Annotated in this window: 14 protein-coding genes; 10 read left to right on the top strand and 4 right to left on the bottom strand. The window is 65.8% G+C overall.

Annotation, left to right across the window (positions count from 1 at the left end; translation table 11 throughout):
* The first annotated feature begins 3 nt into the window (after nt 1–3).
* Genes ASD68_RS07020 through ASD68_RS07010 form a run of 3 tightly spaced genes read left to right on the top strand, consistent with a single transcriptional unit; the run spans nt 4 to nt 1,522 of the window.
* On the top strand, nt 4–411 hold the full coding sequence (locus ASD68_RS07020; RefSeq protein ID WP_056604847.1) for a type IV pilin protein: 408 nt from the start codon (nt 4–6) through the stop codon (nt 409–411).
* Nucleotides 412–413: 2 nt separating this feature from the next.
* Nucleotides 414–845, top strand: coding sequence for a DUF4124 domain-containing protein (locus ASD68_RS07015; protein ID WP_056604844.1), 432 nt, complete (start codon nt 414–416; stop codon nt 843–845).
* A gap of 38 nt (nt 846–883) precedes the next feature.
* A complete protein-coding gene (locus ASD68_RS07010) occupies nt 884–1,522 on the top strand; it encodes a GspH/FimT family pseudopilin (RefSeq protein ID WP_343123438.1) in 639 nt (212 codons plus the stop codon).
* Nucleotides 1,523–1,617: 95 nt separating this feature from the next.
* Here ASD68_RS07010 and recD read toward each other — a convergent pair whose 3' ends face one another.
* From recD to recC, 3 genes are read right to left on the bottom strand one after another with little or no spacing between them, the layout of a single operon-like run.
* Entirely contained in the window at nt 1,618–3,651 is a 2,034-nt protein-coding gene (recD, locus tag ASD68_RS07005; protein ID WP_056604842.1) for an exodeoxyribonuclease V subunit alpha, read from the bottom strand.
* Nucleotides 3,641–7,312 (bottom strand): exodeoxyribonuclease V subunit beta, encoded by a 3,672-nt coding sequence (gene recB, locus ASD68_RS07000; protein WP_056604839.1) that lies wholly within the window; start codon nt 7,310–7,312, stop codon nt 3,641–3,643. Before recB ends, recD begins: the two co-directional genes overlap by 11 nt.
* Complete coding sequence (recC, locus tag ASD68_RS06995; RefSeq protein WP_082545997.1) at nt 7,309–10,791, bottom strand: exodeoxyribonuclease V subunit gamma; 3,483 nt, start codon at nt 10,789–10,791, stop codon at nt 7,309–7,311. The genes recB and recC overlap by 4 nt, the downstream gene beginning before the upstream one ends.
* 92 nt (nt 10,792–10,883) lie before the next feature.
* On the opposite strand from recC, the gene ASD68_RS06990 reads away from it, so the two are divergent.
* Complete coding sequence (locus tag ASD68_RS06990) at nt 10,884–11,495, top strand: class I SAM-dependent methyltransferase (RefSeq protein WP_056604834.1); 612 nt, start codon at nt 10,884–10,886, stop codon at nt 11,493–11,495.
* Between the two features lie 157 nt (nt 11,496–11,652).
* On the opposite strand, the gene typA is transcribed toward ASD68_RS06990, so the two are convergent.
* Nucleotides 11,653–13,479 carry a translational GTPase TypA gene (gene typA, locus ASD68_RS06985; protein WP_056080515.1) on the bottom strand — a complete coding sequence of 609 codons (1,827 nt, stop codon included), beginning with the start codon at nt 13,477–13,479 and terminating at the stop codon, nt 11,653–11,655.
* A gap of 510 nt (nt 13,480–13,989) precedes the next feature.
* Here typA and ASD68_RS06980 point away from each other — a divergent pair.
* The 6 genes from ASD68_RS06980 to ASD68_RS06955 all read left to right on the top strand — a co-directional run bounded on the left by ASD68_RS06980 (nt 13,990) and on the right by ASD68_RS06955 (nt 20,194).
* On the top strand, nt 13,990–14,766 hold the full coding sequence (locus ASD68_RS06980; protein WP_056604831.1) for an iron-containing redox enzyme family protein: 777 nt from the start codon (nt 13,990–13,992) through the stop codon (nt 14,764–14,766).
* Nucleotides 14,767–14,833: 67 nt separating this feature from the next.
* Nucleotides 14,834–17,590 (top strand): EAL domain-containing protein, encoded by a 2,757-nt coding sequence (locus ASD68_RS06975; RefSeq protein WP_082545977.1) that lies wholly within the window; start codon nt 14,834–14,836, stop codon nt 17,588–17,590.
* Nucleotides 17,591–17,656: 66 nt separating this feature from the next.
* Nucleotides 17,657–18,643 carry a lipoyl synthase gene (gene lipA / locus ASD68_RS06970; protein ID WP_056604825.1) on the top strand — a complete coding sequence of 329 codons (987 nt, stop codon included), beginning with the start codon at nt 17,657–17,659 and terminating at the stop codon, nt 18,641–18,643.
* A gap of 59 nt (nt 18,644–18,702) precedes the next feature.
* Nucleotides 18,703–18,903, top strand: a complete 201-nt coding sequence (locus tag ASD68_RS06965) for a hypothetical protein (protein WP_056604822.1) — start codon at nt 18,703–18,705, stop codon at nt 18,901–18,903.
* A gap of 57 nt (nt 18,904–18,960) precedes the next feature.
* Complete coding sequence (locus tag ASD68_RS06960) at nt 18,961–19,302, top strand: carboxymuconolactone decarboxylase family protein (protein WP_056080505.1); 342 nt, start codon at nt 18,961–18,963, stop codon at nt 19,300–19,302.
* A gap of 76 nt (nt 19,303–19,378) precedes the next feature.
* Complete coding sequence (locus ASD68_RS06955; protein WP_056604819.1) at nt 19,379–20,194, top strand: arylamine N-acetyltransferase; 816 nt, start codon at nt 19,379–19,381, stop codon at nt 20,192–20,194.
* The last annotated feature ends 70 nt before the right edge of the window (nt 20,195–20,264 follow it).

Genomic DNA, 20,264 nt, shown 5'->3' with positions numbered 1-20,264 from the left:
GGAATGGCTGGTTTCAGCCTGATCGAATTGATGATCGTGGTGGTGATCATCTCGATACTGGCGGCGATTGCGATTCCCTCGTATCGGCAGTACGTGCTGCGAGGGCATCGCACGGATGCAACGCGTGCTCTGCAGGATCTGGCATCAAGGCAGGAGAATTATTTCTTCAGCAACAACATGTACACCAACAACCTGTCGTTGCTGGGGGCCACGTCCGGCGTGGCCGGCCAGTACTTCACGGTGAGCGTCAGCATCCCGGCCGGGAGCAGCAGCACCGACTATCTGATCACCGCCACGGCACAGGGCACACAGGTGCAGGATTCGGCCTGCACCGCGTTCACCCTGGCGCGTTCGGGCGAGAAGGGGTCGAGCGGTACCGGTACGGCAGATACCTGCTGGGGCGGGCGTTGAAGATGCGCCGGGCCACGGTACTGGCGGGGTCGCTGCTGCTGATCGGCAGTGCCATGGCGCAGACCTACTACAAATGGACGGATGCCAACGGCGTCACCCATTACGGTGAGCAGAAACCGACAGCGGTCAAGGCGCAAGCCTTGCATCTGCGGGCGGACGGCGCTGGCCCCGCGCCGGCGACCACCGCAGCCGGCCCCGCACCGGCCGATGTGGCGACGGGTCTCCAGGCGGCGAAGAGCGATTTCCGCAAGCAGGCTTGCACCACGGCGCGCGACAATCTCCGCCTGCTGTCGGGACGTGCCATGGTGCTGGATACGGGAACCGTGCAAAACCCCGATGACATCACCACGGCAACCAAGCTCTCTACCGAGCAGCGTGAAGCCGCCAAGGCCGATGCACAGAAGCAGGTTCACCAATATTGTGATCGCGGATGATGCCCATGCCAGCCAGTGAGCGTACTCACACGCCCTCGTTGCCGAACCGGCGTGCTCTATTGGACCCTGCCAGACAGCATCCTGTCGGACGGCGGCAGAGGGGCTTCACCCTCATCGAGCTGATGATATCGCTGACCGTGCTGGCCATACTCACCACGATCGCCTATCCCAGCATGCGGGATTTCATGCGACGCAATCGTGCGGTGGCCCAGTCGAACAACATCCGCTCGGATCTCCAGTTTGCGCGCGGGCAGGCGGCTGCCACGCGAAGCTACATAACGGTCTGTCCGCTTTCCGCACCGGGTGGAACCGCCTGCAGTACCGGCAAGAATTACGATGCCGGCTGGCTGGTCTACATCTCGACTGCACCCAATGCCGCCTATGTAGCAGGGGTCGCCGGTAGCTTGCTGCGCACGGAAGCCGCGCCTTCCGGCACGTCGATTCGTGCCAACGTGGCCGGGCCGCTCACTTTCAATTCGCGGGGCGAGCTGCTGGTTTCCAGCGTGCCGTCGAGCACGCCTGTGACCTTCAATGTCTGCGCCAAGGTCGCTGACGCCGATGAAGTGGGTAGCAGTACCTCAGCCGTCCCTGGTGTCCAGCTGAGCGCCAGTGGTTCAGGTCGAGTGGCGTCGAGCAAGCTTGGTGCGGGTGCAAGCTGCGAATCGCCGACCACCTGATTCCTTCCACGAGCCGACTTCAGTCGCTTCTCTCCCCGAGGTTTCAATAGGAGCGCGCGACTGAAGTCGTCAGCTTTCTTGAGCGGCCATTCGTGCTATCGAGCCTGGTTTTCTCCCAGCCGCTCAGCCAGCCCCGAGTACCGCCGGGTCTGTTGCCGGGTCGCCAGCTCGATGATCTCCTCGCTGCCAGCCAGGGTGAACCAGCGGCGGGCGCGGGTGATGCCGGTGTAGAGCAGTTCGCGGGTGAGCAGGGGGCCGGGGTCGGGTGGCAGGGCCAGCAGGGTGTGTTCGAATTCCGAGCCTTGCGATTTGTGCACTGTCATCGCGTAGGCAGTGGCGACATCGTTGAGGCGTGAGGGCAGGATGCGGCGTACGTGTGTGCTGCCTCTTGCGCCCGGCGTCGTGCTGGCGGGGAATGCCACGGCCAGTCGCGCGCCGCCTTCGCCATCGGGGAAGCGCAAGCAGATGCCGACGTCGCCATTGGACAGGCCCAGGCTGTAGTCATTGCGCGTGACCATGACGGGGCGGCCTTCGTACCAGCCTTCGTTTGCATGGCCCGGGCCGACGCCCGCTAAGCGGCTTTCGATCAGGCCGCGCGCTTGCAGTGCTTCGGCGATCTGGCGGTTCAGCCCTTCCACGCCGTACGGTCCGCGGCGCAAGGCGCAAAGCAGCTGAAAGCGGTTGAACGCGCGCAGTGTGTCGAGTGCCCACGCATCGTGGGCGTCGTTGCGTGCGTCATCGGTGGGGCGTTGGCGCTGCAGTTGTTCAAGGTAGTGGCGATGTCCGCATGCGTTGGCGTCGCTGCTGTCGTCCTGTGCGTGCGAACGTCCATCTATCGCCAGGTCGACCAGGTGTGAGGGTGTCGCCGATGGCTCCCATATCACGTCGGTCGTGGCGGTCGTCAGCAATGCGTGCACGGCGGATGCATCGCCCATGTTCACGGCAGCGGCGAGCCTGCCGATGCCGCTGCCGGCATCGAAGCGATGGCTGTGCCGCAGCATGGCCACTTGCTGGTCGAGCGCGTTGGCGTCGGCGGTCACGAACGGCGAGACATCTTCGCCGGTGGTGGCCTTCAGCCATTGTGCGGTGGCGTCATCGTAGTGACCGCCCTGCGCGCGGCGGCACAGGTCGCCGAGCACGGCGCCGGCTTCCACCGAGGAGAGCTGATCCTTGTCACCCAGCAGGATCAGCCGTGCGGTGGCAGGTAGCGCGGACAGCACTGCGGACATCATCTCCAGATCGATCATCGACGCTTCGTCGATCACCAGCACGTCCAGATGCAATGGATTGGCGCGGTCGTGGCGAAAGCGGCGGGTGTCCGGGCGTGAGCCGAGCAGGCGGTGCAGCGTGTCGACCTGGGTGGGAATGGCGGTACGGGCATCTGTATCGACGTCCAGTGTGGTCAGTTGCGCAACGATCGAAGCGGTCAGACGTTCGGCGGCTTTGCCGGTGGGCGCCGCCAGTCGGATGCGCAACGGCCGCGCGTGTTCGCGCAGATGCAGGGTTTGCAGCAGCCCCAGCAAGCGCACGACGGTGGTGGTCTTGCCGGTGCCCGGTCCACCGGTGATGACGCTGAAGGCAGATCGCGCCGCCAGTGCGCAGGCGATTTTCTGCCAGTGGAGGGACGCCGTGTCGTGCACCGCCTCGACTGGGTTCTTTCCGTTTGATGGAAACAACCGTTGAAGTTCGTCGGCCAGCTGCAGCGGCAGCTCGTGGGGCCGCGCCAGGCGTTCGCGAATGGCCGCAGCCACGTGGCATTCGTGGTTCCAGTAGCGACGCAGGTACAACCGGCTGCCGTCGCGCACCAGCGGCGCGGCGGTTGGCTGGCCCTTGGCGTCGGCAATCAACGGGGAACGCCATGTGCCGACGTCCTCCTGCACGCGGCGCAGCAAGGTGCGCCAGGGGAAGGGCCATTGCTGCTCGTCGGCCAGGGCGTCCAGTGCGTCGATATCCAGGCACAGATGGCCATCGGCCAGCTGACGGCTGAGCAGGGCGCCCAGCCACAACAACGGTGCCGGTGCGGCGTTGTCGCGCTCGGCCAGGAAACGCGCCAGCGCCACGTCCAGTGGTCGCAGCCGATGCTGTGCGATATCCGATTCGAACATCGCGGCGAGCGACTCAGTGGGCATCGTGTGCGTCTCCCGCGGCGAACAGGCGGTCCATCGCGTCCACCAGCGCAAACGGCAGACGTTCGCTGTGCACGCCATGGCCGGTGCCATCGACGCCGCGCAAATACAGGTAGAGCACGCCGCCGACATGCTGCGCGTAATCGTAGCCAGGCAGGCGCGCGCGCAATTGCCGATGCAGCGCCAGCGTGTAGATCGCGTACTGCAGGTCGTAACGGCTGTGCAGCACCGAATCGCGCATGGCATCGGTGGTGTAGGCCGCCGCGTCGGCGCCCAGCCAGTTCGATTTGTAATCGACGATGTAATAGCGGCCGTCGTGTTCGACCACCAGGTCGACGAAGCCCTTCAGCATGCCGTTGAGGCGGTCGGGCAGCAGTGGCGCGCGGGGCCGCGCGTCCAGCGTGTGCGCGGTGACCAGCTGATCCAGCGCGCTGGCGTCCACGCGATGGGCCTCGAACCAGAACTCCAGTTCGGCGCGGTACGCATGGTCGGCCAGAGCGGCCAACGGCACGCTTCCACCCGTCGGCAAGGGCAGCGGCGTAGTCAGGAACTGCGGTAGCCATGTCGCCAGCATGTCGCTCCATCGTTGCAAGTCGCGGCGGCAACGGTGAGCGATCAGCACGCTCTGCGTGGCTGGTGCGGTGGCGCTGTACGCAAAGCCTTCGTCGGCCGCCGCTTCAAGCAGGTCATGCAGGAAGGTGCCGGGCTGGGCGCCACGAGGGAAGTTGTGGATGGTCGGCGTTTCGACGTTGCCCATCGGCAGGGGCGCCGCAGAAGATTCGACCAGTGCTTCGGTCAGCTTGTCCTGCTGAGCCGTCTCCGGCGCCGGGTGACGCGGTGCCGCTTCCATCGAGGCGACTTTCAACGCGCTGTAACTGGCGATCCACCACGGTTCGGCCGGTTGTCCGTGGAAAGTGCGTGCGGGCTGGATGGCCGGTGTCTCGGCGGTGGCCTGGTGGCGCCTTGTTTCCGCTGGTTCTTCCAGCTTGCTGACATGGACGTATGGATGGCCATTTGAAAGCTGTTCGATCCGTGCCGAAAGCGCTTCCGCCTCGATGCTTTCGCCGCCGGCCAAGACATGGCCGAACGCGGATTTGTGCAGGCCGGAGGTTTTCTTCTGGCCATCCTTGAGATTGCCGATGCCCAGCCAGCAGCTGTGGCGCGCGCGGGTGAGCGCCACGTAGAAAAGCCGCAGATCCTCCTGCAACCGTTCGCGTTCGGCGGCAGCGAGTGCAGCGCCGGTCGGTTGTAGATCCAGCGCGGGTTGGTTGGCGTCGTCGTGCCAGACGAAGCTGTCGGTGAGTTTCGTCTCGCGCAGGCCGCAGACGAAAGGCAGCATTACCACGGGGTATTCCAGCCCCTTGGACTTGTGGATGGTGACGATCTTGATCAGCCCGGCTTCGCTTTCCAGCCGCACGATTTTCTCGTCGGCGGTTTCCATCGCGCTGCCGGCATCGGCGATCTGGGTGGCCAGGTGGCGGATCAGCGCATGTTCGCCATCCAGCGTGGTGGCGGCTTGCTGCAGCAGTTCGGCCAGATGCAGCAGGTTGGTCAGCGCGCGCTCGCCATCGGCGCGTGCCAGCAGTGCCGCGGGCAGGCGGAACGCGTGCAGCAGGTCGTGCATCATCGCCAGCACGCCATGGCGCAGCCAGGTGTCGTGCAACTGGCGGAAGCGGTCGCCGCAGCTTTCCCAGTACATCTCGTCCTGATTCAGGCGATCCAGCTCGGCATAACCCTGGCCCAGCGTGTCGCTGGCCAACGCCGCGCGCATGGCGCGGTCGGAGCCGGGCTCGGCGCAGGCGTGCAGCCACAACAGCAGGTCGTGGGCCTCGGGCGAGGCGTACACCGAATCGCGGTCGGACAGATAGACGCTGGCCAACCCGCGCGATTGCAGCGCATCGCGCATGAGCTTCGCTTCGCTACCGGTGCGCACCAGGATGGCGATATCGCCGGTGGACAATGGCTTGAAGCCGCCCTGCGCATCGGCGAAACCGCATTCACCGCGCTGCGCCGCATCCAGCCATTGCACCAGCGTGGCGGCGGCGTGTGCGGCCATCATCTTCTGGTAGGCGTCCTTGCTCATCGGCGTTGGGTCGGCGGCCACGGCGAGTTGCAGCGCGGGCATGGGCAGGTCGTGCAGCAGCAGGCGCTCCGCGCGCCCTTGCGCGGTTACCGGCAGGAAGGGCAGGCCGTGCTGATCCTTGCCGAACAGGAAGGCACCCTGTGCGTGTTCCTCGGCGAAACCGAACACGCGGTTCACTGCTTTGACCATGTCCTCGGTGGAGCGGTAGTTGGTGGTGAGCGTCCAGGTCGGCTGGCGGGCGCTGTTGCGCGCCAGCAGGTAGGTGTGGATATCGGCGCCGCGGAAGCTGTAGATCGCCTGCTTGGGGTCGCCGATCAGCAGCAGTCCGGTGTCGGCGCGCTGCGCGTAAATCTGCCGGAAAATGCGCCATTGCTGCGGGTCGGTGTCCTGGAACTCGTCGATCAGCGCCACCGGGTATTGCGCGGCGATCGTGTTCGCCAGTTGCTCGCCGTTGCCGTCATGCAGCGCCCGGTCCAGACGCTTGAGCATGTCGTCGAAACCCAGTTGCGCGCGCTGCTGCTTGGCCGTTTCCATCTGCGCCGCGATCCATGGCACGGCGTGGGCCAGGATCAGCGGTTTGAGTGCCTTGCCGATGGGCCGGGCTTCCAGCAGTTGCTCAATGGCGGCGAAGGCGGGGTGCCGCGGTGTCTCGTGGTTCTTGTTGGTGGCGGCCAGCAGTTTGTTTTGCGTGTAGCGCGCCAGCGTCTTGTCGTCGATGGCGGCGTTGTCGCTGGCCCAGTGGCGCAATTCGTCCATGTCCAGGGGGAATTGCGCCGCCTTGTAGGTGGCAGCGCTGAGCGCCTTGGCCTCGATCGCGGCTTTCAGTTTGGCCTCGATGGTGTCGGCGGCGTCGCGCCAGAGCTGGCGCGCGATGTTGTCTGCTTCATGCAGCGGAGCCAGTTGTGCCTGCATGGCGGTGGCGAGGCTGTCGATGACCGGCAGGGTTTGGCCGTCCAGATGCAGATTCTCCAGCGGCTGGCGCAACAGCGGCACGACGCTGGATTGCAGGTCGCCGGGTGCTTTCCACAGCGCGGTGACCTGCTCGGCGTCGCGGCGGTCGAGCGCGAAAAAGTTCTGGCGCCAGTAATCGCGCACGGCCTCGACCAGCAGCTCCGTTTCGTCGCCGGTGGCGTTCTGCACGAACGCGTGGCCGCTGTCGAACGCATGCTGGCTCAACATGCGTTGGCACCAGCCGTGGATGGTGTGGATGGCGGCCTCGTCCATCCATTGCGCGGCCAGTTCCAGCTGGCGGGCGGCGCGGGCGCGATCGTCGGCCTCCGGATACTCGGCGACCAGTTTGGTCAGGAAATCGTCGGCAAGGCCCTGGCCGCGGAACGCGGCGGCGGCTTCGCCCAGGCGTGCGCGGATGCGCTCGCGCAGTTCGGCGGTGGCGGCCTTGGTGAAGGTGACCACCAGGATCTGCGGCGGCAGCAACGGCGTTGCGGTGTCGCCATGCCCGAGCACCAGGCGCAGATACAGCGCGGCGATCGTCCATGTCTTGCCCGTGCCCGCGCTGGCCTCGATCAGGCGTACGCCGTGCAGTGGCAAGTGCAGGGGGTCGAGGGATTCGATCCGCGTCATGCGTCGCTCCCGCTGGTGGCATCGACCACGGCCTGATACAGCGGCAACCAGCGCTCGAAGCCACCCGCCTGCAATGCCTCGAAGCTGGGCCAGGCACGCGCCAGATAGGCGTCTTCGCCCACTTCGCCGGGGATGTGGGCGAAGCTGTTGCCTTCGTAACAGGCCTTGGCCGCCGTGACCGGGTTTTTCGGCGATTGCAACCACGCGAACGCGGTTTTGCGGGCGATGGGCAGCGGCGATTGCATGCCTTCATGCAGGGCGGCGAGCAGGGCATCCAGTTGGGCAGCCGCGTCTTCGGGCGACAACGCATCCAGCCGCGCCTGCGCATCGGCGCCGATCAGTCGGGTCTGCATGTGCAGGCCATTCGCATTGGCCAGCAAATGGATCACCCACGCAGACAACAACTTTTCGTGGCGCAGTTTGCCGTTCTTGTCCGCCAAGGCGCCGTTGACCAGCTCCAGGCGGCCGTACTGTTCTGCGTCGTTGCGGCGCAGATCGGTGAGCCAGTCTTCGACCTGCAATCCCGCGCCGGCGTAATGCAGCTCGTGCTTGTCGTCGGTGAGTGGCCACTGCACGCATGCCTCGCGCCATTCGCCGGCCAGCCCCTTGACCTGTTCGGCGATGTCCGCCTGCAACGCGGCACCGAATCCACCGGGCGGCAGGCGGCCTTCATCGTGCAGGCGCGCGGCCGCCGCGACGATGGCATGGTCGACGTCGTCGACGGCCGGGTCGATCGCGGCGTGCAGCACGGCCTGGGTGGCGCTGTAGCGCTGCAACCCATCGAGCGCGAACGGTTCGTCATCGCTGACGTCGTCGTTGTTGTCCGCGAAGAACACGTTCAATCGTTGATTGAAAAAATACGCCACAGGCTTGTGCAGGAAGCGTTGCAACGCGCCGATGCCCAACGCCACGTCCGGCTGCCATGGCGCCAGGGTCGATGGCGACAATACGGCGGGCAGGGCCTGATGCGCCTGCTGCCACTCCCGCGCGTAGGTGAACACCCGCGCATCCTCGCCGGCGCCGAAATAGCAGCGGCTGAAGGGTTGCAGCGGGTAGGTCGTGGTGATCGCGGCGAGCAGGTTCTTGCCCGCGTCGGCGTCGCTGGGCGTATCACCGTTGCGGTACCAGCCGGCGGCCAGGTAGTCGCGCAATTGCCCCACCAGTACGGAGGGAGGCAGCGCGCTGTTGTCCCGCGCGCTGCGGCCGACCCAGCTCACGTACAAGGTCTCGCGGGCGGACAGCAGGGCTTCGAGGAACAGGTAGCGATCATCCTCGCGGCGCGAACGGTCGCCCGGACGGCTGTGGCCCGGTTGCGCCATCAGGTCGAAATCCAGCGGTGTCTGCTGGCGCGGGTAAGCGCCGTCATCCATACCCAGCAGGCACACCACGCGAAAGGGAATCGCGCGCATCGGCATCAGCGTGCCGAAGCTCACCGCGCCGCCCATGAAGCGCTGCGACAGCCGGCTCTCGTCGATGGCCTGCAGCCAGTGTTCGCGCACGATGGCCAGCGGAATGGGCTCGGCGAAATCCGCCTCGCGGCAGGCTTGCTGCCACTCGTCCAGAGCCTCGTCCAGGCGGTTCAGGCGCAGTGCGTCCTCGGCGTCGCTGCGGTCGAAGAAGTCCACCAGCAGCCCGTGCAGGCGGTCACTCCACACATCGGGCGTGGCGGGCAATCGCAATTGCTGCCAGTGGTGTTCCAGTTGATCCAGCAGCAGGCTCAGCGGCCCCAGCAGTGCAGCGTCCAGCCCGCCGACATCGGCGTACGGCGCGATGCCATCCAGCGATTCGCCATCGCCTACCGCGTAGCCAAGCAGCATGCGGCGCAGGCCGAAGCGCCAGCTGTTCTGTTCCAGCGCGGGCAGGTTCAGGCTGGCCTTCTGCGCGCCATCCAGGCCCCAGCGGATGCCGGCGTCCTCGATCCAGCGCCGCAGCGTGGGCAGCCCGGCTTCGGCAAAGCCGAACCTGGCGCGCAGGGCCGGAACATCCAGCAGGTCGAAAATTTCGCTGGCTGCGAAGCGTGATTCCGGCAAGGCTAGCAAGTGCTCCAGCGCCACGATCAACGGCACGCTGCCGCGCGCGGACTGGTCGGCCACACTGCAGGGCAGGTAGCGCGGGTCACTGGGCGGCAGCCGCCCGAACACGGCCTGCACATGGGGCGCATAGGTCTGGATGTCGGGCACCATCACGATCACGTCGCGTGGCGCCAGCGGCGTGCCCGCAGCGGCGGCGCGTTCGAACATCGCCAGCAACTGGTCGTGCAGGATTTCCACCTCGCGCTGCGGGCTGTGCGCCACATGGAATCGCAATGATGCGTCGTCGGCCCGCCAGGGTTTGCGCAATGACGGGTCGGCGGGCAGCGGTTCCAGATCCAGGATGGCTTGTTGCACCTGCTGCAGCAGGCCGTGGCCTTCCACGTCGTGGAACAGGTCGATGCCGCGGTCGATCGCGGCGAATTGCTGGCGGTAGCGGTAGGGCTGGTCGCAGCCATCCAGCAGGCGGATGTAATCGCGCCCCTGCTTGCCCCACGCCGCCAGCAGCGGATGGGCGTGCAGGTGCAGATCCTCGTAGCGCGGAACGGCGGGTGTGCCGGGTTTGCCGGCCTGTCTCCGCTGGCTGGCCTTGAGCAGTTCGCGCTCCTCGATGATGTCGGCCCAGTAATGGCGGCAGGGATTGGCGACCACCAGCAGCACCTGGGAAAAGCGCGCCAGCGCGGTGAGCGCCTCCAGCGTCTGCTGCGGCAGCGACGACATGCCGAACACCACGATGCGCCGGGGCAGCCCCGCTGGCCGTGCATCCAGTGTCGGTACGCGCTCGACGAACGCCTTGTGCACGGCGGCGCGATGGCTGCGCACCGACGCCGCGCCCACGTCATCGAGCAGCAACCGCCACAGTCGCGGCTGCCAGCGCTGGTTCGGCGCCAGTGGCGTGCGGCGGTCGCGCAGGGGATCGTGCAGGTCGTCGCGCCCGTGTTCCCAGTCGTCCAGCCAGTCGGCGCGGTAGACCTGGTATTGGTCGAACAGGTCGGCCACGCGCGCGGCCAGCTGGTAGCGTTTCTGCCAGTCCGGGTCATCGCCCAGGAAATCGCGCATGGGCGCGAAGTCGTTGTCGTCCAGGTGCTGCGGGATCAGCCGCAACAGCCGCCAGGCGAGTCGCGTCTTGTCGAACGGCGAGGTGGCCGGCACCGCGTCGCGGCCCAGCACGGCGCGGTACGCGGTCCACAGGAAACGCCCCGGCAGTTGCACGTCGATCGCCGCGCTGATGCCCAGCCCGCCGGCGTCCGGCGCGCGGGCCAGGGCCAGTTTCAGCCACTGCGCGATGCCGTTGCTCTGCACCAGCATCAGCTCGTTTTCCAGCGGCCGCAACGGCGCGCGAGCCAGCCAGGCGGCAAGCAGGTCGCGCAGATCCTCCAGCCGGTTGCCGTGCAGCACCATCAGGCCGGGTTCGATCGGTAGGGCAGTGGATCGCGCAGCGGAACTCACGGAAGGCAGCACTCCTGTGTGATCGGGGATTGTCGCCCAGATGGGTCGCGCCGTCTGCGACAGTTACCATGCAGCTTTGCCCGGGCCAGCGCATGCCGAAGACTTACGACCGCAACTATTTCGACAAGTGGTATCGCGACCCGCGTCACGCGATCGGTTCGCCCGCCGAATTGCGGCGCAAGGTGGCGATGGTGGTGGCGCAGGCCGAGTACTACCTGGCGCGACCGATCCGCAACGTGCTCGACGTGGGCTGCGGCGAGGCCGTGTGGCGCGCGCCGCTGCGCGCCTTGCGACCGGGCATCGATTACCGCGGGCTGGATGCCAGCGAGTATGTCGCCGCACGTTACGGCCGCAGCCGCAATGTGGGGCTGGCCAGCTTCGGCCAGCTGGAATACCTGCGTTTCGAACAGCGCTTCGACCTGATCGTATGCACCGACGTGCTGCATTACCTGAAGCCCGCCGAGATCCGCGCTGGCCTGGGCGGTATCGTGGAGATGCTGGAGGGGATCGCCTTCCTGGAAGTGTTCACCAGCCGCGATGACGTGATTGGCGACCGCCAGGGTTTCATCTCCCGCGCGCCGGCGTGGTATCTGCGCGAGTTCGGCGCCGCCGGGTTGTTGTCGTGCGGCTCGCATTGCTACCTGGGGCCGCGGCTGGAGCGGCATATTGCGGCATTGGAGCGGGCGCAGTTGCCGGTGGTGTAACAGCCTTGGCGATGTCCCCTGTGGGAGCGGCTTCAGCCGCGATGCTCTTCGTTCCATTGAGCAAAAGCATCGCGGCTGAAGCCGCTCCCACAGGAACATCGCCAACGAAAAAAGGCCGCCTTGCGGCGGCCTTTTGTCTTTACCCAGCTGTGACAGCTCAGCTGCGCGAGGCGCGCTTGCGGTCGTTCTCGGTGAGGTGCTTCTTGCGCAGGCGGATCTCTTTCGGGGTGATCTCGACCAGCTCGTCGTCGTCGATGAAGTCCAGCGCCTGTTCCAGCGAGAACTTGATCGCCGGGGTCAGCTGGATCGCATCGTCCTTGCCGGAGGCGCGCATGTTGGTCAGCGGCTTGGGCTTGATCACGTTGACGGTGAGGTCGTTGTCCTTGGCGTGAATGCCGACCAGCTGGCCTTCGTACACGTTGTCGCCTTCGGCCGCGAACAGCTTGCCGCGGTCCTGCAGCGGCCCGAGCGAGTAGGCCGGGGTGGTGCCGCCGGCATTGGCGATCATCACGCCGTTGAGGCGCTTGGCGATCTGGCCGTCTTCCTTCGGACCGTAATGGTCGAACACGTGGAACAGCAGGCCCGAACCCTGGGTCAGGGTCTTGAACTGGTTCTGGAATCCGATCAGGCCACGCGCCGGGATTTCGTAATCCAGCCGCACGCGGCCCTTGCCGTCGGATTCCATGTTCTTCAGCTGGCCCTTGCGCATGCCCAGCTTTTCCATCACGGCGCCCTGGTGGACTTCCTCCACGTCGACCACCAGCTGCTCGATCGGCTCCATCTTCTTGCCGTCGATCTCCTTGATGATCACTTCCGGGCGCGACACGGCCAGCTCGTAGCCTTCGCGGCGCATGTTTTCGATCAGCACCGACAGGTGCAGCTCGCCGCGGCCGGAGACCAGGAACTTGTCGGCGTCCGAACCCTGCTCGACCTTCAGCGCCACGTTGTGCACCTGCTCGCGGTCCAGGCGGTCCTTCAACTGGCGGCTGGTGAGGAACTTGCCGCCGCTGAGGTCCTTGTTGCCGGCGAACGGCGAGTTGTTGACCTGGAAGGTCATGCTGATGGTCGGCTCGTCCACGGTCAGCGCGGGCAGGGCCTCGGGGGCCTCCAGCGCGCACACGGTGTCGGAAATGGTCAGCTCGGAGATGCCCGAGATGGCCACGATGTCGCCGGCCTCGGCGGTTTCCTGCTCGATCCGCTCCAGGCCCAGGAAGCCCAGCACCTGCAGCACCTTGCCCTGGCGCTTCTTGCCATGGCGGTCGATCACGGCCACCGGCATGTTCTTCTTCAACGTGCCGCGCTGGATGCGGCCGATGCCGATCACGCCCACGAAATTGTTGTAGTCCAGCTGGCTGATGCGCATCTGGAACGGGCCGTCCGGGTCCACGTCCGGCTTGCTCACGTGCTGCATGATCGCTTCGTACAGCGGGGTCATGTCGCCTTCGCGGACGTCGTCATTGAGGCCGGCGTAGCCATTCAGCGCCGAGGCGTAGACGATCGGGAAATCCATCTGCTCCGGCGTGGCGCCGAGGCGGTCGAACAGGTCCCACACCTGCTCGACAACCCATTCAGGGCGCGCGCCCGGGCGATCGACCTTGTTGATCACCACGATCGGCTTGAAGCCCATCGCGAACGCCTTCTGCGTCACGAAGCGGGTCTGCGGCATCGGGCCGTCCATCGCGTCGACCAGGATCAGCACCGAATCCACCATCGACAGCACGCGCTCCACCTCGCCGCCGAAGTCGGCGTGTCCCGGGGTGTCGACGATGTTGATGCGGTTGCCCTGCCAGGTGATGGCGGTGTTCTTGGCCAGGATCGTGATGCCACGCTCCTTTTCCTGGTCGTTCGAGTCCATTACGCGCTCGGCCAGCACGGTGCGCTCATTGAGCGTGCCGGACTGCTTGAGCAGGCAATCGACGAGGGTGGTCTTGCCGTGATCGACGTGGGCGACGATGGCGATATTGCGCAGGTTTTCGATAGACATGGGATCGACTCGGGCGGCGCACAGGCCGTCACGCAGGTTTTTGAAGGACGAATTAACCGATTATACGGAGTTGTGCGCCAACTTGCCCGTGATTTCGTTCAGGCGGGGAGCGGTGGCGGAACCCGGCCCGTTCAGGAGCCGCCGTCGGATGGCTGCGGGGCGCCATCACACCGTGGAGGGCCGGCGCTTTCTCTTGCCGCGGGACTGCGCGAGTATCGAAGGTCAATGCAGGTGGCGACCGTTGGCGCGCAGCGTACGGAAGCCTTACGTGATGGGGAAGCGCGAATACGAAAAAGACCGAGCCGTTAGCGGCAATCGTCGCCTGGGTTGTCTACGATGACGATCAAGCAGGCCGGCGCGCCCAATCGCGGCCCGGCGTTCATGAAATGAGATTTGGCATCGCTCGCGATGTTGAAGCACCACCGGCAAAAGGGATCCCTGTCTCCTGCGCCGGCTCAACCGAGGCTGCAAACCCTGCAGCCTCTCACTTGTATCTCCAAGGAGAACGGCATGAACTCGCATTTTGAACGCACTGGCCCGCTGACCGAACTGACCAGCTACCCGCAATGGGCGCAAGATATGGTCGCGGACTGTGCCAGTACCAAGCAGAGCGTGGTGGATCACCAACTGTGGGCCCGGATGAGCGATGGCACGCTCGGTCGCGATGGCACCATCAATTTCATGTGTGGCATCTGGCCGGTCATCGAGCGGTTTCCCGGTTACATGGCGATGAGCCTGCTCAAGACCCAGTACGGCCGTAGTGCCGGCGACAACCTGGCGCGACGCTGGCTGGTACGCAACATCCGCGTGGAACAGAACCATGCCGAATACTGGTTGCATTGGGCCGAGGGGGTAGGGGTGTCGCGCGATGAAGTGCTGAACGGCATGCCCCCCCGGGGAACCCAGACCTTGGCGCATTGGTGCGAAGAGGTGAGCAGCGGCGACAGCCTGGTAGCCAGCATTGCTGCCACCAACTACGCGGTGGAAGGCGCCACGGGGGAATGGTCGCAGCTGATCTATGAAAGCGAGAGCTACAAGCAGCGTTTTCCCGAGAAAACGCGTGCCGGTTCGCTACGCTGGCTACAGTTGCATGCGGCTTATGACGATACCCATCCATGGGAGGCGCTGGAAATCGTTTGCACCCTGCTCGGCACGTCCCCGGCAGCCGAGGAGGTTGCACACATCACAGCCTGTATCAAGCGCAGCTACACGAGCATGCGGATACTTGCTGATCGTTGTGTACAGCCTTCGCGGATGCTGAACGTTCTCAGCGAAGCGGCAGCTTGACGGAACGGGTTGCTGCAAGGTCCTTTGGTAAACGCATTGACGCGCAAATCGTGAGATAAAGGCATCCATGCGTACTTTCCCGATTACCTTGCAGCGGCCCCTGTCGCGGCGATTGATGCCGCTGGTCTATGCATTGCTGGCCATGGTGGCGCTCATCCTGGCTTTGACCTGGGTGGCGCTGCAGACACAGGTGGCTCTCGCCGGCTTTCTCAACGGCGAGAGCGTCTGGTCGAAAGCGCAGAAGCAGGCGGTGGTCGATCTGGATGCCTATGCAAGCAGCGGGTCGGCGACGGACCTTCGCGATTTTCAGCGCAACCTGACCGTACTGAATACCGACCGCTGGGCGCGCGACAACATCACCTCGGGGCACTACGACTACGACGCCACCGTGAATGGACTGCGCCGGGCCAATGCGATGCCCACCGCGATCCCCGGCGTGATTTTCATGCTGCATCATTTTTCCGACGCGCCGTACATGCGCGACGCACTGCAGGCTTGGCGATCCACCGATAACGCCGTCGCCGAGTTGGAGACCATCGCACTCGAACTCCAGCGTGCCCATGCATTGGGCGCCGTGTCGGCTCAGGAGGTCACACGTCAGCGTGCGCGGATCGGTACGATAAACAGCTACATCGAACCGCGCAGCAACCTGTTTTCGCTGAAAATCGCCCTGGGCGCCACCTGGATGGGCCAGGTGCTGTTCGGTGGCGTACTGGCTGCGGCCGCTATCGCCGCCTTGTTGTGGATACTCATGGCCCGGCGCACGCTGGCCAGCATTCGTGGTACCGAGGAGCGTTACCGGTTGCTGTTCGACAGCGCTTCGGACGCGATCGTGATGGTGGATGAAGCCAGCGGGCGCATCCTGGACGCCAACCGGGCTGCATCGGAATGGACCGGGCGGCGTGCCGGGGAGTTGATCGGCGACCGCTTCGTGCACCTGTTCACCCAGACGGTGTCCCAACTGGAAGGCCGCGCGGCCATCAATGGCTTGCTGGGCGCCGATGGCACCAAGCTCCCGGTGGAAACGCAGTGCAGCCTGGTCAATTGGGGCGACCGGCGTGTGCGCCAGGCGATCATCCGCGACATTTCCGAGCGGGTGGCGATGGAGCGGGAGCGGCGCATCGCCGCCGAGGCGCTGGCCAGCATCGCCGAGGGTGTGATCATTGCCGACCCGCAGCGCCGGATCATTTCCGTCAACGATGCGCACGAGCAGCTCACCGGTTTCGATGCCGATGCCGTGCGCGACAAGCGCCTCGACGCCACGCGCCGCCTGCCCGACGGCCACAGCCTGCCGCAGTCGATATGGGATGACATTGCCGCCGGCCGGAACTGGCTGGGCGAGGTGCAGAGCGTCCGTCGCGACGGCACCAGCTACCCCGAGCAGCTCAGCATCAGCGCTATCCGCGATACCGAACACCAAGTGCTCTATTACGTGGCGGTGTTCACCAATATCTCCGCGACCAAGCAGCAGCAGCAGCGCCTGGAACACCTGGCCCGGCACGATCCGCTCACCGGCCTGGTCAACCGGGCGGAGTTCGAGCGGTATTGCACCGACGCCATTGCCATCGCCGAGCGCGAGCGGTTGGCCACCGTGGTGCTGTTCATCGATCTGGACGCGTTCAAGATCGTCAACGACAGCTACAGCCATGCGATTGGCGACCGGCTGCTGGTGAAAGTGGCCGAGCGCATCCGCCGCCAGTTGTCCGAGGGCGACGTGGCCGGGCGCATTGGCGGCGACGAATTCACTGTGCTGATCCATCACCTCAACCTGCGCGAGGACGCGCGCGTGATGGCCGAGCGGCTGCTGGCGGTGTTGTCCGAACCGCTGCTGGTGGACGACTACGAGATCGTGCTGAGCGCCAGCATCGGTATCGCCGGCTACCCGCTGGACGGGCTCGACGCGGCGACCCTGGTCGCCAACGCGGACGCGGCGATGTACGCCGCCAAGACTGAAGAACGCAACACGCTGCGCTTCTACACGCCGATGATGCACGCCAGCACAAGCCGCCGCCTGCTGCTGGCCACCGAGCTGCGCCAGGCGCTGGCTCGCGAGGAATTCCGGCTGGTTTACCAGCCCAGCATCGAGATGCGCACGGGCCGCATCGTGGCGGTCGAGGCGCTGGTGCGCTGGCAACATCCCGACCGGGGCGAGGTGTTGCCCAGCGAGTTCATCCCGGTGGCCGAAAGCCTGGGCCTGATCCGCCGCATCGACGAATGGGTGATGCAGACCGCCTGCGCCCAGATCGAGGCGTGGGACCTGGCCGGCATGCCGCCGGTGCGCGTGGCGGTAAACGTGTCGGCGCGCGGGTTTGGCCACGCGGCCTTCGTCGATGGCGTGAGCCGCGCGATGCAGCAGCGGCGGGTGCCGCCCGGGCGGCTGATGCTGGAGATCACTGAAAGCGCCATGTTGCGGATGGGCGACGACACCGAGCGCACCATGCGTGCGTTGCATACGCTGGGGCTGGAGGTGGCGGTCGACGATTTCGGCACCGGCTATTCCTCCATGGCCTATCTGAAACTGCCGGCGGTGGCGTACCTGAAGATCGACCGCTCGTTCGTGTCCGGCCTGCCGGAAAGTACCGACGACGTGGCGATCATCGAAGCCATGCTGGCCATGTCGCGCAGCCTGGGGCTGAAGACCATCGCCGAGGGCATCGAGACCGAGGCGCAACACGAGTTCCTGATGCGCGCCGGCTGCAATGAGGGGCAGGGCTATCTGTATTCGTACGCGCTGACGGCCAGCGCCATCGAAAAGCTGATGTCGCCGCGCTCGTTTCACGTGCCGACCAAGCTGCGGCTGGTGCCGCCGAAGCGTGGCCTGTAGCCACCGACCGGGTGGCGCCTGATACATGTCATGGCGGGTCGCGCAAGTACGCGCGACACTCCGCCCATGTCCAGTGACCCGCAACCCACCCACGTCCCCGACGGCACCAAGTTCACCAGCCCGCAGGGCACCCGTGCGATCAAGGGCGGCATCCGCCCCAACGCCGGCAGTGCCACGCCCGACATCGGGCACAAACCGCCGTGGCTGCGCATAAAACTGCCCAGCGGCGCCCGCTACGAGGAAGTGCACGAGATCGTGCGCAGCCACAACCTGCACACCGTCTGCGCCGAGTCGAAATGCCCCAACATCGCCGAATGCTGGGGCCGCGGCACCGCCACGCTGATGCTGATGGGCTCGGTGTGCACGCGGGCCTGCCGCTTCTGCTCGGTCAGCACCGGCAACCCCAACGGCTGGCTCGACCCGCTGGAGCCGATGCAGGTGGCCGACGCGGTGGCCCTGATGGGGCTCAACTACGTGGTGCTGACCTCGGTCGATCGCGATGACTTGCCCGATGGCGGCGCCGCCCATTACGCCGCCTGCGTGCGGGCCATCCACCAGCGCTCGCCGCAAACCGCGGTGGAGGCGCTGACCCCCGATTTCGCAGGTCGGCATGCCGACGTGGCGACGGTGCTTGATGCGGGGCTGGCCACGTATGCGCAGAACCTGGAGACGGTGGAACGCCTGACTCACCCCGTGCGCGACCCCCGCGCCGGTTACGCGCAGACGCTGGACGTGCTGGCATTTGCCAAGCGCCACGCGCCGAAGACGCTGACCAAGACCAGCCTGATGCTGGGGCTGGGCGAGACCGACGAGGAGATCGACCGCAGCCTGGGCGACATCCGTGCCGCCAACGTCGACGTGGTCACCCTCGGCCAGTACATGCGGCCCAGCCCGCATCACCTGGCGGTGCAACGTTTCGTGACGCCGGAGGAGTTTCGCCAGTACCGCGAATTGGCCCTGGCCAAGGGTTTTCTCGAAGCCGTGGCCGGGCCGCTGGTTCGTTCAAGCTATCGCGCCGAGCGCGTGCTGGAGCACAACAACCTGGGGTTGTGAGCGCCATGCACGGCGGGCCCGGTGGCAGTTTCGTCGTTCGTCCACCAGGAGGTATTGCCATGTCCGTGTTTCGCCATCCATTGCATCGCCATGCCGTTGTGCCGGAGCGCGGCGGTATCAGCGGGCCCGCCCTTTCCGCATCTTCCGCACTGGAACTGAGGCTGCAGCGCGAGCAGCGCATCGACGAGGAGCTGGCGCAGAGCTTTCCCGCCAGCGACCCGCCGAGCTGGGTGCAAGGCGTCTCGCCACGGCCTTCCTGATCCCCGTTCGATACCCCTGCGATCGAACCGGAAGCCGATTCCCCACGGAGCACAACCATGGACACACCCCTCTATCCCCAGGCCAGCGCCGAGCTGGCGCGCAAACGCCGCGAGCTGGCACCCGAGCCGCTGAAGGCGTTCAAGGCGTTCAGTGCCGCCGTGTTTGCCGAGGGTGCCGTGCCGGCCGTCACCAAGCAGTTGATTGCCGTGGCGGTGGCGCATGTCACCCAATGCCCGTATTGCATCAAGGGCCACACCGCCGAAGCGTTGAAGCAAGGCGCCAGCGAACAGCAGATCATGGAGGCGATCTGGGTGGCGGCGGAGATGCGCGCCGGCGGCGCCTACGCGCATTCGGCGCTGGCGCTGGACACCATGCAGCACGCGCACAACCACGATTGATCGACGTCGCCTGCCATGGGGCGCCGTGGTCCCGACGGTGATACCGTCATGTGCCCCAATAACTACGGCCACCCGCGTGCACCCGCCCATCGACCTGGACGCCTACCTGCGGCGCATCGACTATCGCGCCACCGTGGCGCCCGACCTGCCGACCCTGCGCGGGCTGGTAGCGGCCCATGCGGCCGCCATTCCCTTCGAAAACCTCACTCCCTGGCTTGGCCTGCCGGTCGACCTGGAACTCTCCGCGATCGAGCGCAAAGTGCTCCACGATGGCCGCGGCGGTTACTGCTTCGAACAGAACCTGTTGCTGCAAGCCGCGTTGCGGGCCATCGGTTTCGAGGTCTCCGCGTTGATCGCGCGGGTGCTGTGGCGGCAAACCGACGACACCATGACGGCACAGACACACATGTTGCTGCGCGTCGATCTGGATGGTGATACCCGATTGGTCGACGTGGGCTTCGGCAGCCAGACCCTCACCGGCGCCTTGCGCCTGCAGGCAGATATCGAACAACCGACACCGCTCGAACCTTTCCGTCTGGTGCGGATGGACAGCGACTGGTGCATGCAGTCGCGGGTACATGGCGTCTGGCGCCCGCTGTACCGCTTCGACCTGCACACGCCGTATCCGATCGACCTGGTGGTCGCCAACCACTACGTCTCGACCTATCCCGGCTCCCGCTTCACCACCCATCTGGTGGTCGCCCGCATCGAAGGCGACCGCCGCCTGACCCTGCTCGACCGCGAGTTCACCGTGCGCCGGCTGGGCCATGAGCCCGAGCATCATTCGTTGCGTGATGGCGGGGAGGTGCGGCGGGTATTGGAGGAGCGGTTCGGGTTGCGTTTGCCGGAGCATGCCGACCTGGGTCGGCGGTTGGACGAACTGCCAGGTTGAAGCGCCACCTTCAGCCCTAAGGCGCAAGGATCACCCCGTTTCCTTCCCCCGCTTGCGGGGGAAGGTGCCG

Origin of the sequence: Rhodanobacter sp. Root627, from assembly GCF_001427835.1 — a bacterium.
Taxonomy (GTDB): Bacteria; Pseudomonadota; Gammaproteobacteria; order Xanthomonadales; family Rhodanobacteraceae; genus Rhodanobacter; species Rhodanobacter ginsenosidimutans.
This window is presented reverse-complemented; position numbering and strand designations above follow the sequence as displayed.

Bases quoted from the DNA above. Each gene is read 5' to 3' on its own strand.
- ASD68_RS07020 (WP_056604847.1), top strand. From the start codon at position 4: ATGGCTGGTTTCAGCCTGATCGAATTGATGATCGTGGTGGTGATCATC.
- ASD68_RS07015 (WP_056604844.1), top strand. From the start codon at position 414: ATGCGCCGGGCCACGGTACTGGCGGGGTCGCTGCTGCTGATCGGCAGT.
- recD (WP_056604842.1), bottom strand. From the start codon at position 3,651: ATGCCCACTGAGTCGCTCGCCGCGATGTTCGAATCGGATATCGCACAG.
- recB (WP_056604839.1), bottom strand. From the start codon at position 7,312: ATGACGCGGATCGAATCCCTCGACCCCCTGCACTTGCCACTGCACGGC.
- ASD68_RS06990 (WP_056604834.1), top strand. From the start codon at position 10,884: ATGCCGAAGACTTACGACCGCAACTATTTCGACAAGTGGTATCGCGAC.
- typA (WP_056080515.1), bottom strand. From the start codon at position 13,479: ATGTCTATCGAAAACCTGCGCAATATCGCCATCGTCGCCCACGTCGAT.
- ASD68_RS06980 (WP_056604831.1), top strand. From the start codon at position 13,990: ATGAACTCGCATTTTGAACGCACTGGCCCGCTGACCGAACTGACCAGC.
- ASD68_RS06975 (WP_082545977.1), top strand. From the start codon at position 14,834: ATGCGTACTTTCCCGATTACCTTGCAGCGGCCCCTGTCGCGGCGATTG.
- lipA (WP_056604825.1), top strand. From the start codon at position 17,657: ATGTCCAGTGACCCGCAACCCACCCACGTCCCCGACGGCACCAAGTTC.
- ASD68_RS06965 (WP_056604822.1), top strand. From the start codon at position 18,703: ATGTCCGTGTTTCGCCATCCATTGCATCGCCATGCCGTTGTGCCGGAG.
- ASD68_RS06960 (WP_056080505.1), top strand. From the start codon at position 18,961: ATGGACACACCCCTCTATCCCCAGGCCAGCGCCGAGCTGGCGCGCAAA.